We start from the raw sequence: 17928 nt of genomic DNA on the forward strand, positions 1-17928 counted from the left end.
CCGTGGGGTGAACAGTCGGTGAACGTGCCGATGAGTTCCGCGCGGCCGGGGAGTCGGTACCGGTGAAGGGTTCCGGACGAAGGAGGTTCAGCGGTGAAGTTCGTGACGATCGGCTACGGGGAGCGCTCGGACCACGACCGGACCGACCCGGCGGTCCGCGATGCCGCGCACGCGCACGACGACCGGCTGCGGGCGGCGGGAGCGCAGATGGGCATCGCCGGGGCGCCCGTGCAGGTGCGCAACCCCGGTGGGGCGGGCGTGGCGGTGGTGGAAGGGGCGTTCCTGAGGTCGGACCTGCCCGTCGCGGGGTTCGCGATCATCGAGGCCGACTCGGTGGAGGAGGCGGTCCGGATGGTGTCCGGGACTCCGTGCGCGGTCGCGCACGGGGTCGTCGAGGTGTGGCCGCTGACGCAGGGGTGACCTCGGCCGCGCCCGACTGATCGTCCACTGAGGACAAAGCCAGTCGTTGACAACCCGACCAGGTCAACGTGCACGGCTACCTCAACGTTGGCTGATCAGAACTCCCACGTCCTCGAAGTCGACGTCATCAGGTCGGTGCTGCTCCAGGCCACGACCTCCCCAGGTCGCCCTGGACGCGTTCGCCAGCCGGTGGGTGGTCGGTGTGCCGGCCCTGAGCGAGCAGGGGGCGGTCTCCCGACAGGCTCCTGCTCAGCTCAGCAACCAGGCCACGTCGCGCACCAGCGCGTGCCGCCAGCCCGCCCGGTCGTGCCCGGACGGCGACCGGTTCACCCGCACCGCCGCACCCGCCTGCGCCGCGAGCTCCTCCACGGCCGAGCAGTGCCGGTGCATGCGAGGCTCGTGCTCGCCGACGTCGAACGCCACCCGCAGCCCCGACAGGTCCGGCAGGGCGCTCAGGCGTTCGGCGGTGTCCCCACCGGCGGGCCCGTCCAGGGACAGGCCCCGGTCCGGCAGGTCGCGGGCCCACCAGAACGACCCCGACTGGCACGCCACCCGTGTCACGAGGTCCGGGAAGTCCAGCGCCGCCCGGAAGGCGCTGAGACCGCCCAGGCTCTGCCCGGCGACCACGAACCGCGAGAGGTCGACCGCCACGTCGTTGCGCGCCAGCAGCGGCAGCAACTCGTCCCGGATCGCCTGCCACAGCTCGGGTGAGCTGTACTCGGCGGCGCGATCACGGGGTGTGGGGAGGAAAACCAGCGTCGCCGGCGGCATCTCGCCGTTCTTCACCGCGGACTCGAAGGCGGCGAGAGCGGGGTGCGCGTACATCCAGTCGTCGCCGTCGAGCAGCAGCACGACCGGCTCGCCGCCCTGGTGCACGCGCACCGTCTTGCGCCCCAACGCCCCGGTCCACCGGATGCGCAGCGACGGAACGTCCAGCACCTCGTCGGGTCCGACGACGGGCCAGTGCGGCTGCGGCTCGAGGTCCGGGGTCGTGAAGATCGACCGGTTCGGACCCGCTCCCGCCGGGTTCGACGGGTCGGCGTGCTCCTCGCCGTCGGCGTCGGCGAAGTGGTACGTCACGCGCAGCCGGGGTGGCATCTCGACCTCGGCGGCGAAGAGGTCGCCTTCCTCGTGCCGCAGCTCGACCGGGGCAAGCACGTCCTCGAACCTGAGCTCCGCGGGCCCTCCGCGCCACTCGAACCTCGTCATCGGGCCACCGCCAGCTGGTAGGAGGAGTCGCGGCCGAGCAGGTCGCGGTGCGTGCCCTCGGAGGTCACCGTGCCGCCGTCGAGGACGACCACCCGGTCGGCGGCGTCGAGCAGCGCGGGGCTGCTCGTGATCACGACCGTCGTGCGGCCGCGGCGCAGCTCGGCGAGGTTGCGGGCGATGAGCTGCTCGGTCACCGCGTCGACGGCCGTCGTCGGGTCGTGCAGCACCAGGATCCGCGGGTCCGCGGCCAGCGCGCGGGCCAGGGACAGGCGCTGGCGCTGGCCGCCGGACAGGTTCGCTCCGCGGTCGCGGACGGCGTAGTCGAGGCCTTCGGAGTGCAGCGCCACCACGTCGGTCAGCATCGCGGCGGACACCGCCTCCTCCACCGACGTGCTGGTGCCGGACGGGTCGACGTTCTCGCGCAGGGTGCCCGCGAACACCTCGTGGTGCGACGGGTTCACCAGCAGGTGGGTGCGCAGGCTCTCGATCGACAGCGACGCGACCTCGTGCTTGCCCACCCGCACGACACCCTCGTACGACGACGGCGGCACGTCGGCGGACAGCACCGACACCAGCTCGGCCGCGGCCTGCGGCTGGTAGGCCGCGATCGCCACGAACTCACCGGGCTCGACCGAGAACGTCAAGTCCCGCAACGTCCCGTGGGTGACCGACGAGAGTTCGAGGCCGCTGTCCGGGTCCGGTTCCTCGACGCCCGGCGTCATGCGGGCCGGCGCGGCCAGGACCAGCGCCATCCGTTCCGCCGACGCCCGCGCGATCATCACGTACTTGGGCATCTCGGAGAACAGCTTCAGCGGCTCGATCAGGAACTGCGCGAGCCCGACGACCATCACGAGCTGACCGATGGTGATGTCGCCCCGGAACGTCAGCAGGCCCGCCCACAGCGTGACCGCCGCCGCCAGCACCGAGTTCAGCGCCAGCGACACACCGGCGTAGACGCCGTTCACGCGCGCCACGACGATCGACTGCTCCTTGGCCTCGGTGCTCACCTTCCGGTACGCCTGGAAGGCCGCGTAGCTGCCGCCGAAACCGTGCAGCGGCCGCAGACCCGCGATCAGGTCGGACACCTTGGCCCCGGCCCGCGCCACCTTCGCCTGCTGCACCTGCGTCTTCGCGCCGATCCGCCGGGACAGGACGCCCAGCACGCTCAGGATGCCCACCGTGCCGGCGAAGACCAGCACGCCGAGCGGCACGCTGATGACCGCCAGCACGACGCCGGTGATCACCACCGAGACCAGCGAGCTGATCAGCAGCGGCACCACCTCGATGATGTCCGCCGTCTGGTCGGCGTCCTCGGTGGCGACGGTGAGGACCTCACCGGACTTCAGGTCGATCTCGCGGGCGACCGGCTGCAGACCGCGGTCGGCGACCGCGACCCGCCACCGGTGCGCCTCCGTGGTGTTCGCCTTCTGCAGGATGCGCATGCCGAACCGCCACGAGTACGACACCGTCGCCATGACGAGCCCGAGCGCCAGCAGCGCGAGGCCGAGCGAGCTGAGCCGGCCGCCGCGCAGCGCGTACTCGACGATCACGCCGAGCAGGATCGGCACGGCGGTCTCGGCTGCCTGGTAGGACCCCATGAGCAGGGTCCCGGCCGTCATGGCGCCGCGGTTGCGGCGCAGGGCGATCCGCAGGATCTCCCTGCCGGTGCGGACTTCAGTGTTCGTCAACGTGGCGCGCAATCGCTTCGGGGGTGGAGAGGGACAGCAGGTCTCGGATCGTGACGACGGGGCCGAACTCGCGGCGCAGCAGGCCGATGAGCCGCACGGCGAGCATCGAGTGCCCGCCCAGCTCGGTGAAACCGCTCGCCATGCCCACCTCGTCCTCGTCGAGGTCGAGCGCCTCCGCGAACATCTCGCGGACGAGCGTCTCGGTCTCGGTCAGCTCCCGGTCCTCGGCCTTGGTCATCAGCGTGCCGAGCGGACGGGCCTCGGGCAAGGCCGACGTGTCCGCCTTGCCGTTGACCGTGAGCGGGATCGCCTCCACCGCGGCGTAGTGCGTGGGCCGCAGGTAGTCCGGCATGCCCGCGCCCACCTCGGTGGCGATTCGCGGGATGTCCGCCCCGTCGGCCAGGACCAGGTAGGCCGCGAGCCGGTGGGCGCCGTCGACCTGCGGGTCGGCCTGCGCGACGGCGGCGACGAACCGGACGTCCGGGTGCGCGGCGAACCGCGCCTCGACCTCGCCCAGCTCGACGCGGTGGCCGCGGATCTTGACCTGCTTGTCGGTGCGCCCGAGGTAGAGCAGGTTGCCGTCGGGGCGCCGGATCACGAGGTCGCCCGTCCGGTACATCCTCTGGCCGGGCGCCCACGGGCACGCCACGAACCGTTCCGCGGACTGCCCCGGCTGGCCGAGGTAGCCGCGCGCGATGCCCACACCGCTCACGTACAGCTCGCCCGCGACCCCGTCCGGCACGTGCCGCAGCCACGGGTCGAGGACGTGGACGTCGGTGTTGTCGATCGCCACGCCGACCACCGGGTCGACGCAGTCGAACGTGCCGACGCCGAGCGTGTTGATCGTGTACTCCGTCGGCCCGTAGAGGTTGTAGCCGACCACGCCGGGGGTGTCGGCGAGCAGCTGCCACAGCGTCGGCGTGACCGCCTCACCGCCCAGCAGCACCAGCGCCGGCTTGTGCTCGCCGTCGAGGAGCCCCTCGGCCACCAGTTGCTGCGCGTAGGTCGGCGTCACGTTGATGACGTCGATCTCGTGCTCCTGGCAGTACTCGACCAGCCCGGTGGCGTCGCGTCGCAGTTCCTCGTCGCAGATGTGCACCTCGTGGCCGTCGGCGAGCCAGAGCAGCTCCTCCCACGACATGTCGAAGGCGAACGACACGGTGTGCGCGATCCGGAACGTCCGGTGCCCGTGCTCGGCCAGCACCGGCTCGAAGATCCGCCGCTGGTGGTTCACCAGCATGTTGGTCAGGCCCGCGTACTCGGTCACCACGCCCTTGGGCTTGCCGGTCGAGCCGGACGTGTAGATCGTGTAGGCCGCGTGCCGGAGCCGGTTCGGGTTCTCCGGTTCGAACGTGGTCACCGGCTCGGCGTCCGGCCACGGCTCGTCGAGCTCGAACACGGGCCCCGAGATCCGGGGCGCCACCGCGCTCGTCGTGATCACCAGTGACGGCCGGGCGTCCTCGATGATCGCGGCGATCCGCTCGTCCGGGTGGTCGAGCTCCAACGGCACGTAGGCCGCGCCGCAGCGCAGGATGCCGAACAGCGCGACGACCCAGTCCAGCGACCGGGGCACCGCGATGGCGACCGACGTCTCTACGCCGATCCCCTTGGCGGACAACACCCCGGCCAGGTGGCGGCTGCGGTCCCTGAGCTCCGCGAACGTCATCGACCGGCCGTGCGCCACGAGAGCGACCCGGTCGGGGTCGCGGTCGGCCGCCTCGTCGAACAGGTCGACCACCGTGAGGGTGCCGAAGTCGTTGGCCGGGTTGAGCTCCGGCTGCGGACCGGTGCCCGCGATCGCGCCCAGCGGCCCGTCGGCGGTGAGGTCCCGCAGGATCCGCAGGTACTCGTCGAACAGGCGCTCGGCCCGCGCGGGAGCGGTGACCTCCGGCCGGTACTCAAGCTTGACCGTCAGCCGGCGGCCCGGCGTCACGACCCAGGTGAACGGGTAGTGCGTCGAGTCCTCCGACTCGTGGCCGACGATGCCGTTGGCGCGGTTGAGCTCGTCGAACGTGCTGTCGTCCAGGAAGTTCTGCAGCACGAACAGGGTGTCGAAGAGCTGGTCGTGGCCGCTGGCCCGCTGGATCTCGCCCAGCCCGACGTGCTCGTGCTCCATCGCGTCGACCCGCGACGCCTGCACGCTCGCGAGGAACTCGGCCACGGTGTCGTGCGGACGGGCGGACACGCGCATCGGCACGGTGTTGAGCAGCACGCCGACGATGTCCTCGGTGCCCTCCTCCTCGCGCCCGGAGACCGTGACGCCGAAGACCGCGTCACCCCGCCCGGTCTCGCTGCCGAGCAGCAGGCCGAGAGCGCCCGTGACGACGGAGTTCAGCGTGACGCCGTACCTGCCGGCCGTCTTGCGCACGAGGTCGGAGTCCTCTTCGGACAACGTGCGCACGATCTTCGTCGGCAGCGAGTCCGAAGTGGACCCGTCGCTCAGCAGCGTCGGCCCCGGCAGGTCCGCGAGGTACCCCGCCCAGAACCGTTCCGCGGCCTGCTGGTCCTTGGCCGTGAGCGCGTGGCAGTAGTTCTCGAAGCTCGGCGCCGGCGTGGTGTCGGGCTGGTCGCCGTTCAGGAACGCCCGGTAGGCGCCGAACAGGTCGCGCAGCACGATCTCGCGCGACCACCCGTCCCACAGCAGCAGGTGGTAGCTGAGCAGCAACGCGTCCGTGCCGTCCGGCAGCCGCAGCACGGTGAGCCGCACGAGCGGAGGCCGTTCGAGGTCGAAGCCCCGGGCGCGGTCCTCGGTCCGCATCGCCTCGACGGTGTCGTGGTTCAGGACGTCGACCACGCGGACCTCCGCCTCGCCGCCGGGCGTGATGACCTGGACCGGCGTGCCGTCCTCGTCCGCGAACCCGGCACCCACGACGGGGTGCTTGGCGATGACGTGCCGCACGGCCTTCGCCAGGGCGTCGGTGTCGAGCCGCCGGTCGAACGCGAAGTAGCTCTGCGCGACGTAATGGCCGCCGCTGCTGCTGAGGGCCTGGAAGTACAGACCTCGCTGCAACGGTGACAACGGCGCGGTGCGGGTAGTCGTGACCGAGGTGTCCGCGATCCGTTCGAGCGCCAGCAGCCACCGCGCCGCGATCTCGTCCGACACGTCCTCGGAGAGCGCGAACGTGGCCTTGAGGCTCCCGGTCGTCGTGTCGGCCCAGCAGTTCACCTCGACCGCGTACGGGCTCGGCTGAGAACCCGTGTCGAGGTGCAGGGCCTGCGACTCGCTGCCGCGCCCGAGGTAGTTGAACAGCACCTGCGGCCGCGGCAGCGCGGCCAGCACCGGCGCGGTCTGCGGGTTGAGGTACCGCAACCGCCCGAACCCGACGTGCCGCTCCTCGTCCGGCTGCCGCGCCACGAGCTCCCGTGCGGCCTCGATCGGGTCGGTGTGCGGGCTGAGCTTCACCGGCGCGATGGAGGTGAACCAGCCGACTGTGCGCGTGTAGTCGTGGTGGTCCAGAACCGGCACACGGCCGTGGCGTTCGAGCTCGACCACGAGGTCCGTGGGCGTGCCCTGGATCTCGGTCAGCGCGGTGCGCAGCGCGCCGCACAGCAGCTCCGTCAGACCGACGCCGAGGGCCTGCGGAGCGGTGCGCACCACCCGGTCGGTGATGTCGGCCGACAGGGTGACGGTGACTTCGCGCTGGGCGCCGATCCGCGGGGTCAGCGGCGGGGTGTCCAGCACCTCGACCCAGTGGCGCAGGTCGGTGCCGGACTGCGCCTGGAGGGTCAGGGCGCTCGCGTAGGCGCTGAACGGGGTGGTGGTCGGGGCGAGGTCTTCGCCCCGCACGGCCGCGGCGATGTCGTCGAGGAGGATCAGCCAGGAGACGGCGTCCACGGCCAGGTGGTGCACGACGACGACCAGGGTCTTCGAGTCTTCCAGCCAGGTGAAGGCGGTCAGGACGCCGGACTCGGGGTCGAGGCGGCGGGCTGCCTGGTCGGCGGCGGTGCCGAGGTCCCCGGTGGCGGTGACGACGGACCCCGCCCGCGCGTCCGGATCGATGCCCAACGACCACACGCCGTGCTCGACCGTGAGCCGCATCCGCAGCGCCGCGTGCGTCTTCACCACGGCCCGTGCGGCCCGTTCGGCGTCGGCGAGGCTCGCGCACGGCAGTTGCCGCGCCTGCGCGAACAACCGGAGGTCCCCGCCCAGCTCCCGCTGCCGCAGCACGATCGGCGTCGCGACCACGGGCCCGTCCGCGACCTCGGGGACAGCGGCCACCGGAGCATCCGCGGCAGCCGGGGCCACGGCGGCGGCCAGGGCGCGCGGGGTCTTGTGCAGGAACAGATCGCGAGGCGTGAGCCGCAACCCGGCCGCACGCGCCCTGTTCACCACGCCGATCGCGATGATGCTGTCCCCGCCTGCCACGAAGAAGTCCGTGTCCGCGTCGACCGGCACCCCGGGCAGCACGTCGGCGAAGATGCCGACCAGGGAGTCCAGCGCGGGCGAAGCGACCGGCACCGCGGCCGGTTCGTCCGCGACCCTGGCCCGCTCCTGCAGGGCCTTGCGGTCCAGCTTCCCGTTCACCGTCAGCGGCAGCGCGACAAGCGGGAGGAACCGCTGCGGCACCATGTGCGCGGGCAGCTTCGACGAGAGCACAGTCGCGACGTCGGAAGCAGGCGATCCCACGACGTGCGCGACGAGGTGGTCGAGGGAGTCCGCCACCGTCACGGCCGCGTCGACGACACCGGGGACGGCGCGCAGGGCCGACTCGACCTCGCCGAGCTCGATGCGGAAACCCTTGAGCTGCACCTGGTCGTCGGCGCGGCCGACGAACTCCAGCGAGCCGTCCAGCGCGCGCCGGGCCAGGTCGCCCGAGTTGTACATGCGCGAGCCGTCGCCCGCGAACGGGTCCGCCACGAAACGCGCCGACGTCAGCGACGGCTTGCCGTGGTAGCCGAGCGACAGCTGCGGGCCGGACACGTAGATCGCGCCGACCTGGCCCGGGGCGACCGGGCGCAGCGACGGGTCCAGCAGGTACGTGCGCAGGCCCGGGATGGGGCCGCCGATCGGGCTGACCTCGCGGCCGGACGTGAAGTCCGCCGGCTCCAGCACGCGGTGCGTCACGTGGACCGTGGTCTCGGTGATGCCGTACATGTTCACGAGCTCGGGCCGAGAGGTGCCGTAGCGCTCGACCCAGCCGGAGATGCGCGACAGCTCCAGCGCCTCACCGCCGAAGATCACGCGGCGCAGCGCGGTCAGCGGCTCGCCGAGCCTGTCCGCCTCGACGAACTGGTAGAACGCCGACGGCGTCTGGTTCAGCACGGTGACCCCGCGCGCACGGACCAGGGCGTGGAAGTCGACCGGGGAGCGGGTCAGGGCGTGGTCGGGGACGAGCAGCTCGCCGCCGTGGACCAGGGCGCCCCACAGCTCCCAGACCGCGAAGTCGAACGAGTACGAGTGGAACTGCGTCCACACGTCGTCCGGGCCGAAGTCCATGTCCGGCTGGGTGTTCGCGAGCAGCGCCACGACGTTGGCGTGCGACACGACGACGCCCTTGGGCTTGCCGGTCGAGCCGGACGTGTAGATCACGTACGCCGGGGTGCGCCAGTCGAACGAAGGCAGCGGCGCGTCTCCTGGGACCTCCTCGCCGTGCACCAGCACCCGTGCCGCCACGCCGGCCGCCGCGAGCAGGCGCTCGAAGCGCTCCCGGTGCTCGGCCTCGACCAGCACGACCTGCGGTGCCGAGTCGGCGAGGACGTACCGCAGGCGCTCGTCGGGGTACGCGAGGTCCAGCGGCAAGTACGCGCCGCCGGCCGACACGATGCCGACCAGCGCGACGACCTGCTCCAGCGAACGCCCGATGGCGACCGCGACCCGGTGGCGCGGCCCGACCCCGGCGTTGACCAGGGTCCGGGCGAGCCGGTTCTTGGCGTCGGCCAGCATCCCGTACGACAGGCCCTCGGCACTGCCGTCGAGGTGGCACATCGTCACGGCCCGCGCGGACGGGTCGCGCGAAGCCGCCGCGTCGAACAGCTCCGCCAGCGTGGCCGGCTCGACCTCGGCCGCGGCCCGCGCCGTGCCGAAGGACGGCGTGGGAACGCTTTCCCCGTGCAGCAACGAGTCCAGCGTGTTCGAGAACGCCCGCACGATCGCGCGGGCACCCTCGCCGCGCACGACGGTCGTGTCGTGGATCAGGTTGAAGCGCAGCGCGCCGTCCAGCGACCGCTCGACCACCAGCGTCAGCGGGTAGTGCGACGCGCCCTCGTTGACGATCTCCTCGATCGTGAACGGCCCCTTCAGCGCGGTCACGTCCGTGGCGACGTCGAACACCACGAGCGTGTCGAACGCCCCGCCGTGCTCGGCCAGCCGTCCGATGCGGGTCAGCGACACGTGCTGGTGCGGCAGCACCGCGGTCTGGTGGTCGCGCACCGACTCCAGCAACGAGCGCGCGGTCGACGACGCGGACCACCCGACGCGCACGGGGACGGTGTTGATGAACAGGCCGACCATCTCGTCGATGCCCGGCACGTCGGCGTCGCGCCCGGACACCGTCGACCCGAACACGACGTCCCGGCTGCCCAGCAGCGCGCCCAGCGTCACGCCCCAGGCGCTGTGCACGGCGGCGCTCAGCGGTACACCGGCGGCACGCGCCGCGGCGTCCAGGTCCGGGGCCGCGTCGACCACCATGTCGGCGAACGACTCCGACGCCGTGTGCCCCTCCGCCACGAACGACGGCGAGGTGAGCCCGGCGAGCTCCGACGCCCAGACCCGGTCGCTCTCCTCGGCGTCAGCGTCGGCCAGCCAGCGCACGTAGTCGGCGTAGGCGCCACGCGGGTGCACCGAACCGGGGGTCTCGTACTCGGCCAGCAGCGCGCGCAGCATCGGCGGCACCGACCAGCCGTCCGCGATGATGTGGTGCACTGTCTGGATCAGCACGAACCGCTGCGGTGCCGTGCGGATCAGCGTGTAGCGCATCAGCGGACCGGTCGCGAGGTCGAACCCGGCGACGCGGTCGCGTTCGGCGTGCTCCCGGATCTCCTCCCCGGTCATGCCCTGACCGTCCACAGTGGAGAAGCTCGGCCGGACACCGGACTCCAGCACCGACACGACCCGGCCGTCGGCGAGACCGGTGAAGCGGGCGGCGAGGTTCGGGAACAGCTCCAGCAGGCGGGTCGCGGCCGCTTCGAGCCTGCGGGCGTCCACGGCGCCGGTCAGGGTCAGCAGCTGCTGCTCGACGTAGCGGTGCGCCGACTCGCCGTCGAAGATCGAGTGGAAGTAGAGGCCCTCCTGCAACGGCGTCAGCGGCAGGACGTCCCGCAGCGCGGGGGAGTCCAGCGCGTCGACGTCGGCCTGCGTGAGCGGCACCAGGTCGAAGTCGCTGGGGGAGTGGCCGCCCTCGCTCAGCGACGCCAGGCCCTCCAGCGCCTCGACGAAGTACGAGCCGATCTTCTCGGTGTCGGCGTCGGTGAAGATGCCCGAGGGCCACGAGATCACCGTGACCAGTTCCAGCTCGCCGTCCGCACCGGGTTCGGCGGAGGCGTTGAACTCGAGCGCCCGCGGCAGCCGCATCGCCGGGTCGCGCTTCTCGCCGAGCTGGCCCGCGTTCTCCGCGAGCCGCCAGTCGCCGGTGGTGCCGCCGCCGAACCGGCCCAGGTAGTTGAACAGCACCTGCGGCCGCGGGGCGTCGAAGTCGTGGCGTCCCAGGTACTTCAGCGTCCCGTACGAGACGCCGTTGCTCGGCACGCGGGCCAGGTCCTCCTTGACCCGCTTCAGCGCCGACGGCAGGTCGTCGACGTCGACGGGGTCGACGACCACCGGGAACAGCGTCGTGAACCAGCCGACCGTGCGGGACAGGTCGGGGTCGAGCGGTACGAACCGGCCCTCGCGGCCGTGGCCCTCCAGCTCGACGTGCGCGAAGGTCTGGTCCTGCCCGTTGCCGCGCCGCCACTTCGCCAGCGCGACCGTCAGACCGGTCAGCAGCACGTCGTTGACCTTGGCGTGGAACAGCGCGGGCACGTCGCCCAGCAACGCCGCGGTGGTCGCCGGACCGACCTTGACCGTGCGGACCCGCTCGTGGGCGACGACGTCGGTCTCGCGCAGCTCGCGCCGGCCCAGCAGCTGGTCGGTGTCGGGCAGCGGGCGTTCGTAGTACGCGCGGTCCGCCTCGAAGTCCGCCTGCTCCAGCAGCTGCGTCCAGCGCCGGAACGACGTGCCGGTCGGACGCAGCTCGATCGCGGCACCGGACGAGACCTGCTGCCACGCCAGCGCGAGGTCGTCGAACAGGATGCGCCACGAGACGCCGTCGACCACGACGTGGTGGATCACGATCACGAGCTGCCGGGCCTCGGACCGCCACACCGCGCGCAGCATGACGCCCGCGTCGGGGTCCAGTCCCCGGGTCGCCGCGGCGACGCACTCCTCCAGCGGTGCGGTGCTCTCCTCCCACAGCGCCCGTCCGTCCTGCGGGATGTCGAACGACCAGCGTTCGCCGCGGACCAGCTTGGCGCGCAACATGTCGTGCCGCTCGACCAGGGCGTCGAGGATCCGCGTCAGGGCGTCGGCGGTCAGCGCTTCGGGCGTGTTGAGCACGACCGACTGCACGAACCCGTCGACCGCGTCCGTGGTCTCGCCGAGCCACTGCACGATCGGCAGACCTGCCACCGGGCCGGTCGGGACGTCGTCGTGGTCCACGGTGGACGCGCCGTCACGCGACGCCACGGCGGCCAGCGCGCGAGGCGTGCGGTGGACGAAGATCTGGGTGGCCGTGACGAAGACGCCCTCGGCCCGCAGCGCGGACAGCAGCGAGATCGCGAGGATGCTGTCGCCGCCCAGCTCGAAGAAGTCCTGGTCGGCGCCGACCTGCTCGACCCGCAGCACCGACGCGGCGGCGGCGCAGATCGCCGCCTCGACGTCGTTCTCGGCCGCGGTCACCGGACCGGTCTCGGCCGCCGGCTCCGGCAGCGCACGGCGGTCGAGCTTCCCGTTGGGCGTCAACGGGAACTCGCTCATCACCACGACGTGCGCCGGCACCATGTACTCGACGAGGTGCTCGGTCGCCCACTGCTTCACGGCGTCCGCGGTCAGCTCGTCGTCCGACGGGACGACGTAGCCGACGAGGTAGTTGCCGCCGGCCGAGTTCTTCCTGACCACGACACAGGTGTGGCGCACCCGCGGGTGCTCGGCCAGGGCGACCTCGACGTCCTCCAGCTCGAGCCGCATGCCGCGGATCTTGACCTGGTTGTCGACGCGGCCGAGGAAGTCGAGGGAGCCGTCCGGGGCGAACCGCGCCAGGTCGCCGGTCCGGTAGAGGCGCGATCCGTCGGAGGCGAACGGGTTCGCGACGAACCGCGACGCCGTCAGGCCCGGTGCGTTCACGTAACCGCGGCCCAGCAGGAAACCACCGATGTAGAGCTCGCCGCCGACGCCGACGGGGCACGGCCGCAGCTCGTCGTCGAGCACGTACAGGTCGGTGTTCGGGTTCGCCTTGCCGATGGACGTCGACAGCCGCTCGGCCTCGCCGCGGTAGATCACGTGCGAGACGCCGATCGTGGCCTCCGCGGGGCCGTAGCCGTGGTACATCGGGATGTCGAGCTGCGTGCGGAACCGGTCGTACAGCTCGGGCGTGAGCACCTCGCCGCCGCACCACACGTGCCGCAGGCTGGAGAGCTCCCCGTCGCCCGCGATGTTCAGCAGCACGTCCAGCATCGACGACACCAGGTACACGAACGTCACGCGGTGGCGGGCGATCGTGTGCAGCAGGTGGTGCGGGTCGCGCTCGCCGCCGGACCGCACGACGACGGTCCGCCCGCCGCACACCAGCGGCAGGAAGATCTCGTTGATCGAGATGTCGAACGACAGCGGCGCCTTGAACAGCGAGGCGTCGGAGTGTCCGAAGTGGAGGATCTGGTCCACCTGCCACAGCAGGCGTTCGCTGATGGCCTCGTGCCGGATCATCGCGCCCTTGGGGCGGCCGGTCGAGCCGGAGGTGAACATGACGTACGCGAGCTGTGCGCCCTTGACCGCGATGTCCGCGGGCTCACCGGAGTAGCCGGAGAAGTCCCACCGGGCGAGGTCGACCGCGATCGCGGGAGGCTCGCCCTCCTGGCCGGTGCCGAGGAGCAGCACCACCTGAGCGTCGGTGATCACGGACTCGCGGCGCGACGCCGGCCACTGCGGGTCGAGCGGCACGAAAGCGCCCCCGGCCTGCAGCACGGCCAGCAGGCTGATCACCATCTCGGCCGAGCGGTCCAGCGAGATGCCGACCACCTGCTCGGTGGCCAGACCGCGCTCGAGCAGGTGGCGGGCGAGCTGGCTGGACCGGGCCAGCGCCTCGCCGTAGGTCACCTCGCGGTCGCCGTCGTTGATCGCGACGGCGTCGGGGCGCTGCCGGGCCTGCTCGCGGAACAGCTCGACGATGGACGGCCGGTCGCGCGGGAACTCGTTGTCGTTCCAGCGGGCCAGGTCCGCGAGCCGCTCCTGCGCGGTCTGCGACGTCAGCGTGCCGATGGCGCGGTTGGGGAACTCCGCGAGGTCGTCGAGCACCCGTTGCGCCTCGGCGGCGTCCACGCCGTCCGGGAGCGGGATCGTCCAGCCGTCCGGGGTCTCCGCGACGTCGGACCGCTGTCCCTTGTCGGCCCACACGAGCAGGTCGCCGAACGGCGTGGCGGGCGTGAGCTCGAAGCCGTCGACCCCGAACGCCGGATCGGCCCAGTGGTGCAGCGCGACGGCGCTCGCGACGGCGATGGTCCGCTGCGGGTACTCACCCGCCCGGCGCCGAACGGAGGCGATCCGGGCGGTCGGAAGAAGTACGTCACGCTCGGCCATCTGTTCCATCGACGACTCAGCCATCCCTTCACGATCGGTGAAGGTAGCCTAACCTAAGTATTTGAGGTTCCGAATCGCCAAGCGGCCCAAAGTGCCGCGTAACGCCCGTCACGCGCCACCAGTTCTTCGTGCGTGCCGTACTCCAGAACGCGTCCCGCGTCGAGGACGGCGACGCGGTCGGCGGCGATCGCCTGCGTCAGGCGGTGCGCGACCAGGAGCGTGGTGCGGCCGCGGCAGGCCGCGAGCGCCGCCCGTTCCAGCGCGGCGGCACCCTGGCTGCCCGCCTCGGCCGTCGACTCGTCCAGCACGACGACGGGGGAGCGGCCGAGCACGAGCCGGGCCAGCGCGATCTGGGCGACCTTGGTCGCGTCGAGGCGTTCGCCGCCCTCGCCGACATCGGTCCGCAGTCCCTGCGGCAGCGCTGAGACCCACGTGTCCGCGCCGACGGTCCGCAGCGCGTCCACCAGTTCGTCGTCGGTCGCGTCGGGAGCGGCCAGCCGCAGGTCCTCGGCGAGCGGGCCGGCGAAGACGTGGGCCTCCTGGGTCAGGATGCTGACCAGCGCGCGGGCGCCCGCCTCGTCGAGGTCGGCGAGGTTCGAGTCGCCGATGTGCACGGATCCGGTCAACGGCGTGCCGGTGCCCGCGACGAGCGCGGCCAGCGTCGTCTTGCCGGCTCCCGTGGCGCCGACGAGCGCGAGCGACGTCCCGGCGGGGATCTCGAGGTCGACGTCCCGCAGCACGTCGTGCTCGGATTCGGGGTAGCGGAAGGAAAGCCCGCGCACCGACACCGGCAGGGGCCGGGCGTCCGCGTCGACGGCCACCGCGCTGCGCACGAGGTCGTCGCCGTCGGACTCGGAGAGGACACCGACCAGGCGCGTCAGACCGGCGCCGGACTTCTGCGCCTCGTCGAAGAACGCCATGATCAGGCCGAGCGGCACGAAGAGCTTGTGGAACAGCAGAGCCGCGACGGACACCTGGCCGAGCGAGGACTGCCCGTTCGTCACCAGGAGGTAGCCGACGACGATGATCAGGCCGAGCCCGATGAACTCCGCGCGGTTCTCCCGGCCGATGAACCGCCCGAAGAACCGGAAGACCTCGATGCCGATGTTGCGCACCCGCCACGACTCGGCGGTCACCTTGTCCCGGAACGCGTCTTCCAGGCGATAGGCCCGCACGGTCGCGATTCCGTCGAGGCCGCTGATCAACGCCTGGGCGCGGTCGGCCTGGGCTTCGGAACGGGCGCGGTAGAGCGGTTGCGAGCGGGGCAGGTACCAGCGCAGCGCCAGCCAGTAGGCGGGCAGCGCGCAGGCGCCCGCGAGACCGAGCCGCCAGTCGAGGCCGAACATGCCGGCCGTGGCGATGACGACCAGCACGGTCGCCGAGAAGATCGTCGGGATCGCCGTGCGGAAGCCCTTGGAGATGACGGCGACGTCGTCACCGACGCGCGAGAGCACGTCGCCGCGGCCGACCTCCTCGATCCGCGCGCTCGGCATCCCGAGCACGGCGCGGACGGCGCCTTCCCTCAGGCGCGCCAGCATCTCCGCGCCGACGCGGCCGACGAGGTAGGTCGAGACCGCGGTCATGACCGCGCCGGCCAGCGCCGCCACGACCGTCGCGACGCCGATCGCCCAGAGGATCGACGCGTCACGCCCGCCGACGACACCGTCCACCACGGTGCCCAGCAGGAAGACGGGGACGATCTGCAGCACCGCACCCACCACCGTCGCCACCGCGGTGGCGATCGGCAGGGCGGGGGCGGAGCGGCAGTGGTCGAGGATCCACCGGGAGGCCTCCCGCCCGGACGCCGTGCGCAGGATCTTCGACGGCGCCGCGGACAGGATTGTGCTCACGGGGTTCCTCTCGTGGTGCAGGGTGGGTCAGCCGGCGGACTTGGCGGCCTTGACCAGCTCGTCCACCGCGTACGGCATGGAGGCGAGGGTCGCCTGCGAGATCGCGGCACCGACGGCGGGGCCCTCGCTGTCGAGGATCCAGTGGACCTTGCCGGCCTTGACCGCGGGCAGGTTGTTGAACAGCTCGAAGCCCTTGAGCGACTTCTGGTCCGCCTCGTCGGCGATCACGAAGATGCGGTCGACGTTCATCACGTCGATGCGCTCGGGCGACAGCTGGACGTAGAACTTGCCGGCGGCGAGCTCGTCGATCTTCGTGTTGCCCTTGAAGCCGATGCCGGTGACGACCTGGCCGCGCACGTCGGTCGTCGCGAACGGCGCGACGGCGTCCTTGTACCAGGAGGTCACGACCGCGGTCTCGTTCGCCCAGGCGGGGTTCGCCTTCTTGGCCTCGGCGATCTTGTCGTCGATCGCCTTGATGGCCTTGGCACCCTCGTCGCCCTTGCCGACCGCCTTGGCGACCTGCAGCGCGTTGTCCTGCCACTTGGCGGAGAAGGGCTCCTTCTCCGCCTTGGTGCGGCCGACGGTCGGCGCGATCTTGCTGAGCTTGTCGTACCAGGCCTGGTCGGCCTCGGAGTAGACCGCGACGATCAGGTCGGGGCGCAGCTGCGCGATCTTCTCGTAGTTCGGCTCGGTGTCACCGTTCTTCATGATGACCTCGGGCGTGGTCGAACCCCACTTGTCCTTCACCCAGGGCCACTGGGTGTTGATGTCGGGCTTCTTGCCCTCGGGGTTCGGGTACTGGTCGACCATGCCGACCGGGACCACGCCGAGCGCGAGCAGCGTCTGGTCGTCGGTGTAGCCGAGGGAGACGACGCGCTTGGGCGCTTCCTTGATCTCCGTCGTGCCGAAGAAGTGCTCGACCTTGGTCGGGAACGTGCCACCGGAGGCGTTGCCCGTGCCGTTCGTCGTCTCAGGCGTGGAAGAACCGCACCCGGCGAGGACGCTGGCACCGACCACCGCGGCCGCGGCCACTGCGGTCAGTCGCTTCCAGGTCATGGTCGTTCTCTGGCCCATTCGGCACCTCGTTCTTCGCTGCCCAGCGGCGGGGGAAATTAGGACAGGCGAACCTTATCACCCAGTTAGGGCAGCCTAACCAAGGTCTTGGTCACTCTTCGGTACCACGTGGGTCCGGCCGATCGGCACGATCAACGGCCGCTCGCTGACGGGGTCGTCGATCACCCTCGCCTGCAGCCCGAACGTGTCCAGCAGCAGTTCGCTCGTGATCACTTCGCTCGGATGCCCCTGTGCGACGATCGACCCCGACTTCATCACGATCAGGTTGTCGCTGTAGCGAACGGCCAGGTTCAGGTCGTGCAGCACCATCACGACCGTGCAGCCGCCCTCGTGCAGATCGTCGACCAGGTCGATCACGTCGATCGCGTGCGCGAGGTCGAGGTAGGTCGTGGGTTCGTCCAGCAGCAGCAGATCGGTGCCCTGGGCGAGCGTCATGGAGATCCACACCCGCTGCCGCTGCCCGCCCGAGAGCGTGTCGACGGGCCGGTGCGCCAGGTCGGCCACCCCGGTCATCCGCAGCGCCTCGGCGACCACGTCCGCGTCGTCGCTCGACCACTGCCGCACCCAGCTCTGGTGCGGGTGGCGCCCGCGCGCGACCAGGTCGGCGACCGTGAGCCCCTCCGGCGCGATCGGCGTCTGCGGGAGCAGGCCCATCCGCTTCGCGACGTCCTTGGTCTTGAGCCGCGCGATGTCGTGGCCGTCGAGCAGCACCGTGCCCCGGCGCGGTTTGAGCAGCCTCGACAGCGTCCGCAGCAGCGTCGACTTGCCGCAGCCGTTGGGCCCGATGACCGTCGTGATCACCCCTGTCGGGATGGTGACGTCGAGGTTGTCGAGCACGACCCGGTCGGCGTACCCGACCGTGACGCCCTCGGCGCCCAAGCGGGCGGCATCGTTGCGCAGCGCGGTCATAGGGCAACCTTAC

At 71.6% G+C, this 17928-nt stretch carries 7 protein-coding genes; 1 reads left to right on the top strand and 6 read right to left on the bottom strand.

Translation table 11 applies throughout. The annotated features are described in order from the left end of the window. Positions 1–93: 93 nt before the first annotated feature. Positions 94–420: a YciI family protein gene (locus tag V1227_RS02010; protein ID WP_329790685.1), complete on the top strand. Its 327-nt coding sequence runs from the start codon at positions 94–96 to the stop codon at positions 418–420. A gap of 249 nt (positions 421–669) precedes the next feature. On the opposite strand, the gene V1227_RS02015 is transcribed toward V1227_RS02010, so the two are convergent. The 6 genes from V1227_RS02015 to V1227_RS02040 all read right to left on the bottom strand — a co-directional run bounded on the left by V1227_RS02015 (position 670) and on the right by V1227_RS02040 (position 17915). Next, positions 670–1629 (bottom strand): alpha/beta hydrolase-fold protein, encoded by a 960-nt coding sequence (locus V1227_RS02015; RefSeq protein WP_329790686.1) that lies wholly within the window; start codon positions 1627–1629, stop codon positions 670–672. Beyond that, entirely contained in the window at positions 1626–3317 is a 1692-nt protein-coding gene (locus tag V1227_RS02020) for an ABC transporter ATP-binding protein (protein WP_329790687.1), read from the bottom strand. Before V1227_RS02020 ends, V1227_RS02015 begins: the two co-directional genes overlap by 4 nt. Continuing rightward, a complete protein-coding gene (locus V1227_RS02025; RefSeq protein ID WP_329790688.1) occupies positions 3304–14106 on the bottom strand; it encodes a non-ribosomal peptide synthetase in 10803 nt (3600 codons plus the stop codon). The genes V1227_RS02020 and V1227_RS02025 overlap by 14 nt, the downstream gene beginning before the upstream one ends. A gap of 29 nt (positions 14107–14135) precedes the next feature. Then, positions 14136–15932 carry an ABC transporter ATP-binding protein gene (locus V1227_RS02030; RefSeq protein ID WP_329790689.1) on the bottom strand — a complete coding sequence of 599 codons (1797 nt, stop codon included), beginning with the start codon at positions 15930–15932 and terminating at the stop codon, positions 14136–14138. Positions 15933–15959: 27 nt separating this feature from the next. Continuing rightward, positions 15960–16988, bottom strand: coding sequence for an iron-siderophore ABC transporter substrate-binding protein (locus tag V1227_RS02035; RefSeq protein ID WP_236223202.1), 1029 nt, complete (start codon positions 16986–16988; stop codon positions 15960–15962). Positions 16989–17081: 93 nt separating this feature from the next. Then, entirely contained in the window at positions 17082–17915 is an 834-nt protein-coding gene (locus V1227_RS02040) for an ABC transporter ATP-binding protein (protein WP_329790690.1), read from the bottom strand. Positions 17916–17928: the final 13 nt, after the last annotated feature.

This window comes from Lentzea sp. DG1S-22 (assembly GCF_036321065.1).
In the GTDB taxonomy this organism is placed as follows: domain Bacteria; phylum Actinomycetota; class Actinomycetes; order Mycobacteriales; family Pseudonocardiaceae; genus Lentzea; species Lentzea jiangxiensis.

Excerpts from the sequence above, each read along its gene's own strand:
- V1227_RS02035 (WP_236223202.1), bottom strand. The coding sequence starts at position 16,988 with ATGACCTGGAAGCGACTGACCGCAGTGGCCGCGGCCGCGGTGGTCGGT.
- V1227_RS02015 (WP_329790686.1), bottom strand. The coding sequence starts at position 1,629 with ATGACGAGGTTCGAGTGGCGCGGAGGGCCCGCGGAGCTCAGGTTCGAG.
- V1227_RS02025 (WP_329790688.1), bottom strand. The coding sequence starts at position 14,106 with ATGGCTGAGTCGTCGATGGAACAGATGGCCGAGCGTGACGTACTTCTT.
- V1227_RS02040 (WP_329790690.1), bottom strand. The coding sequence starts at position 17,915 with ATGACCGCGCTGCGCAACGATGCCGCCCGCTTGGGCGCCGAGGGCGTC.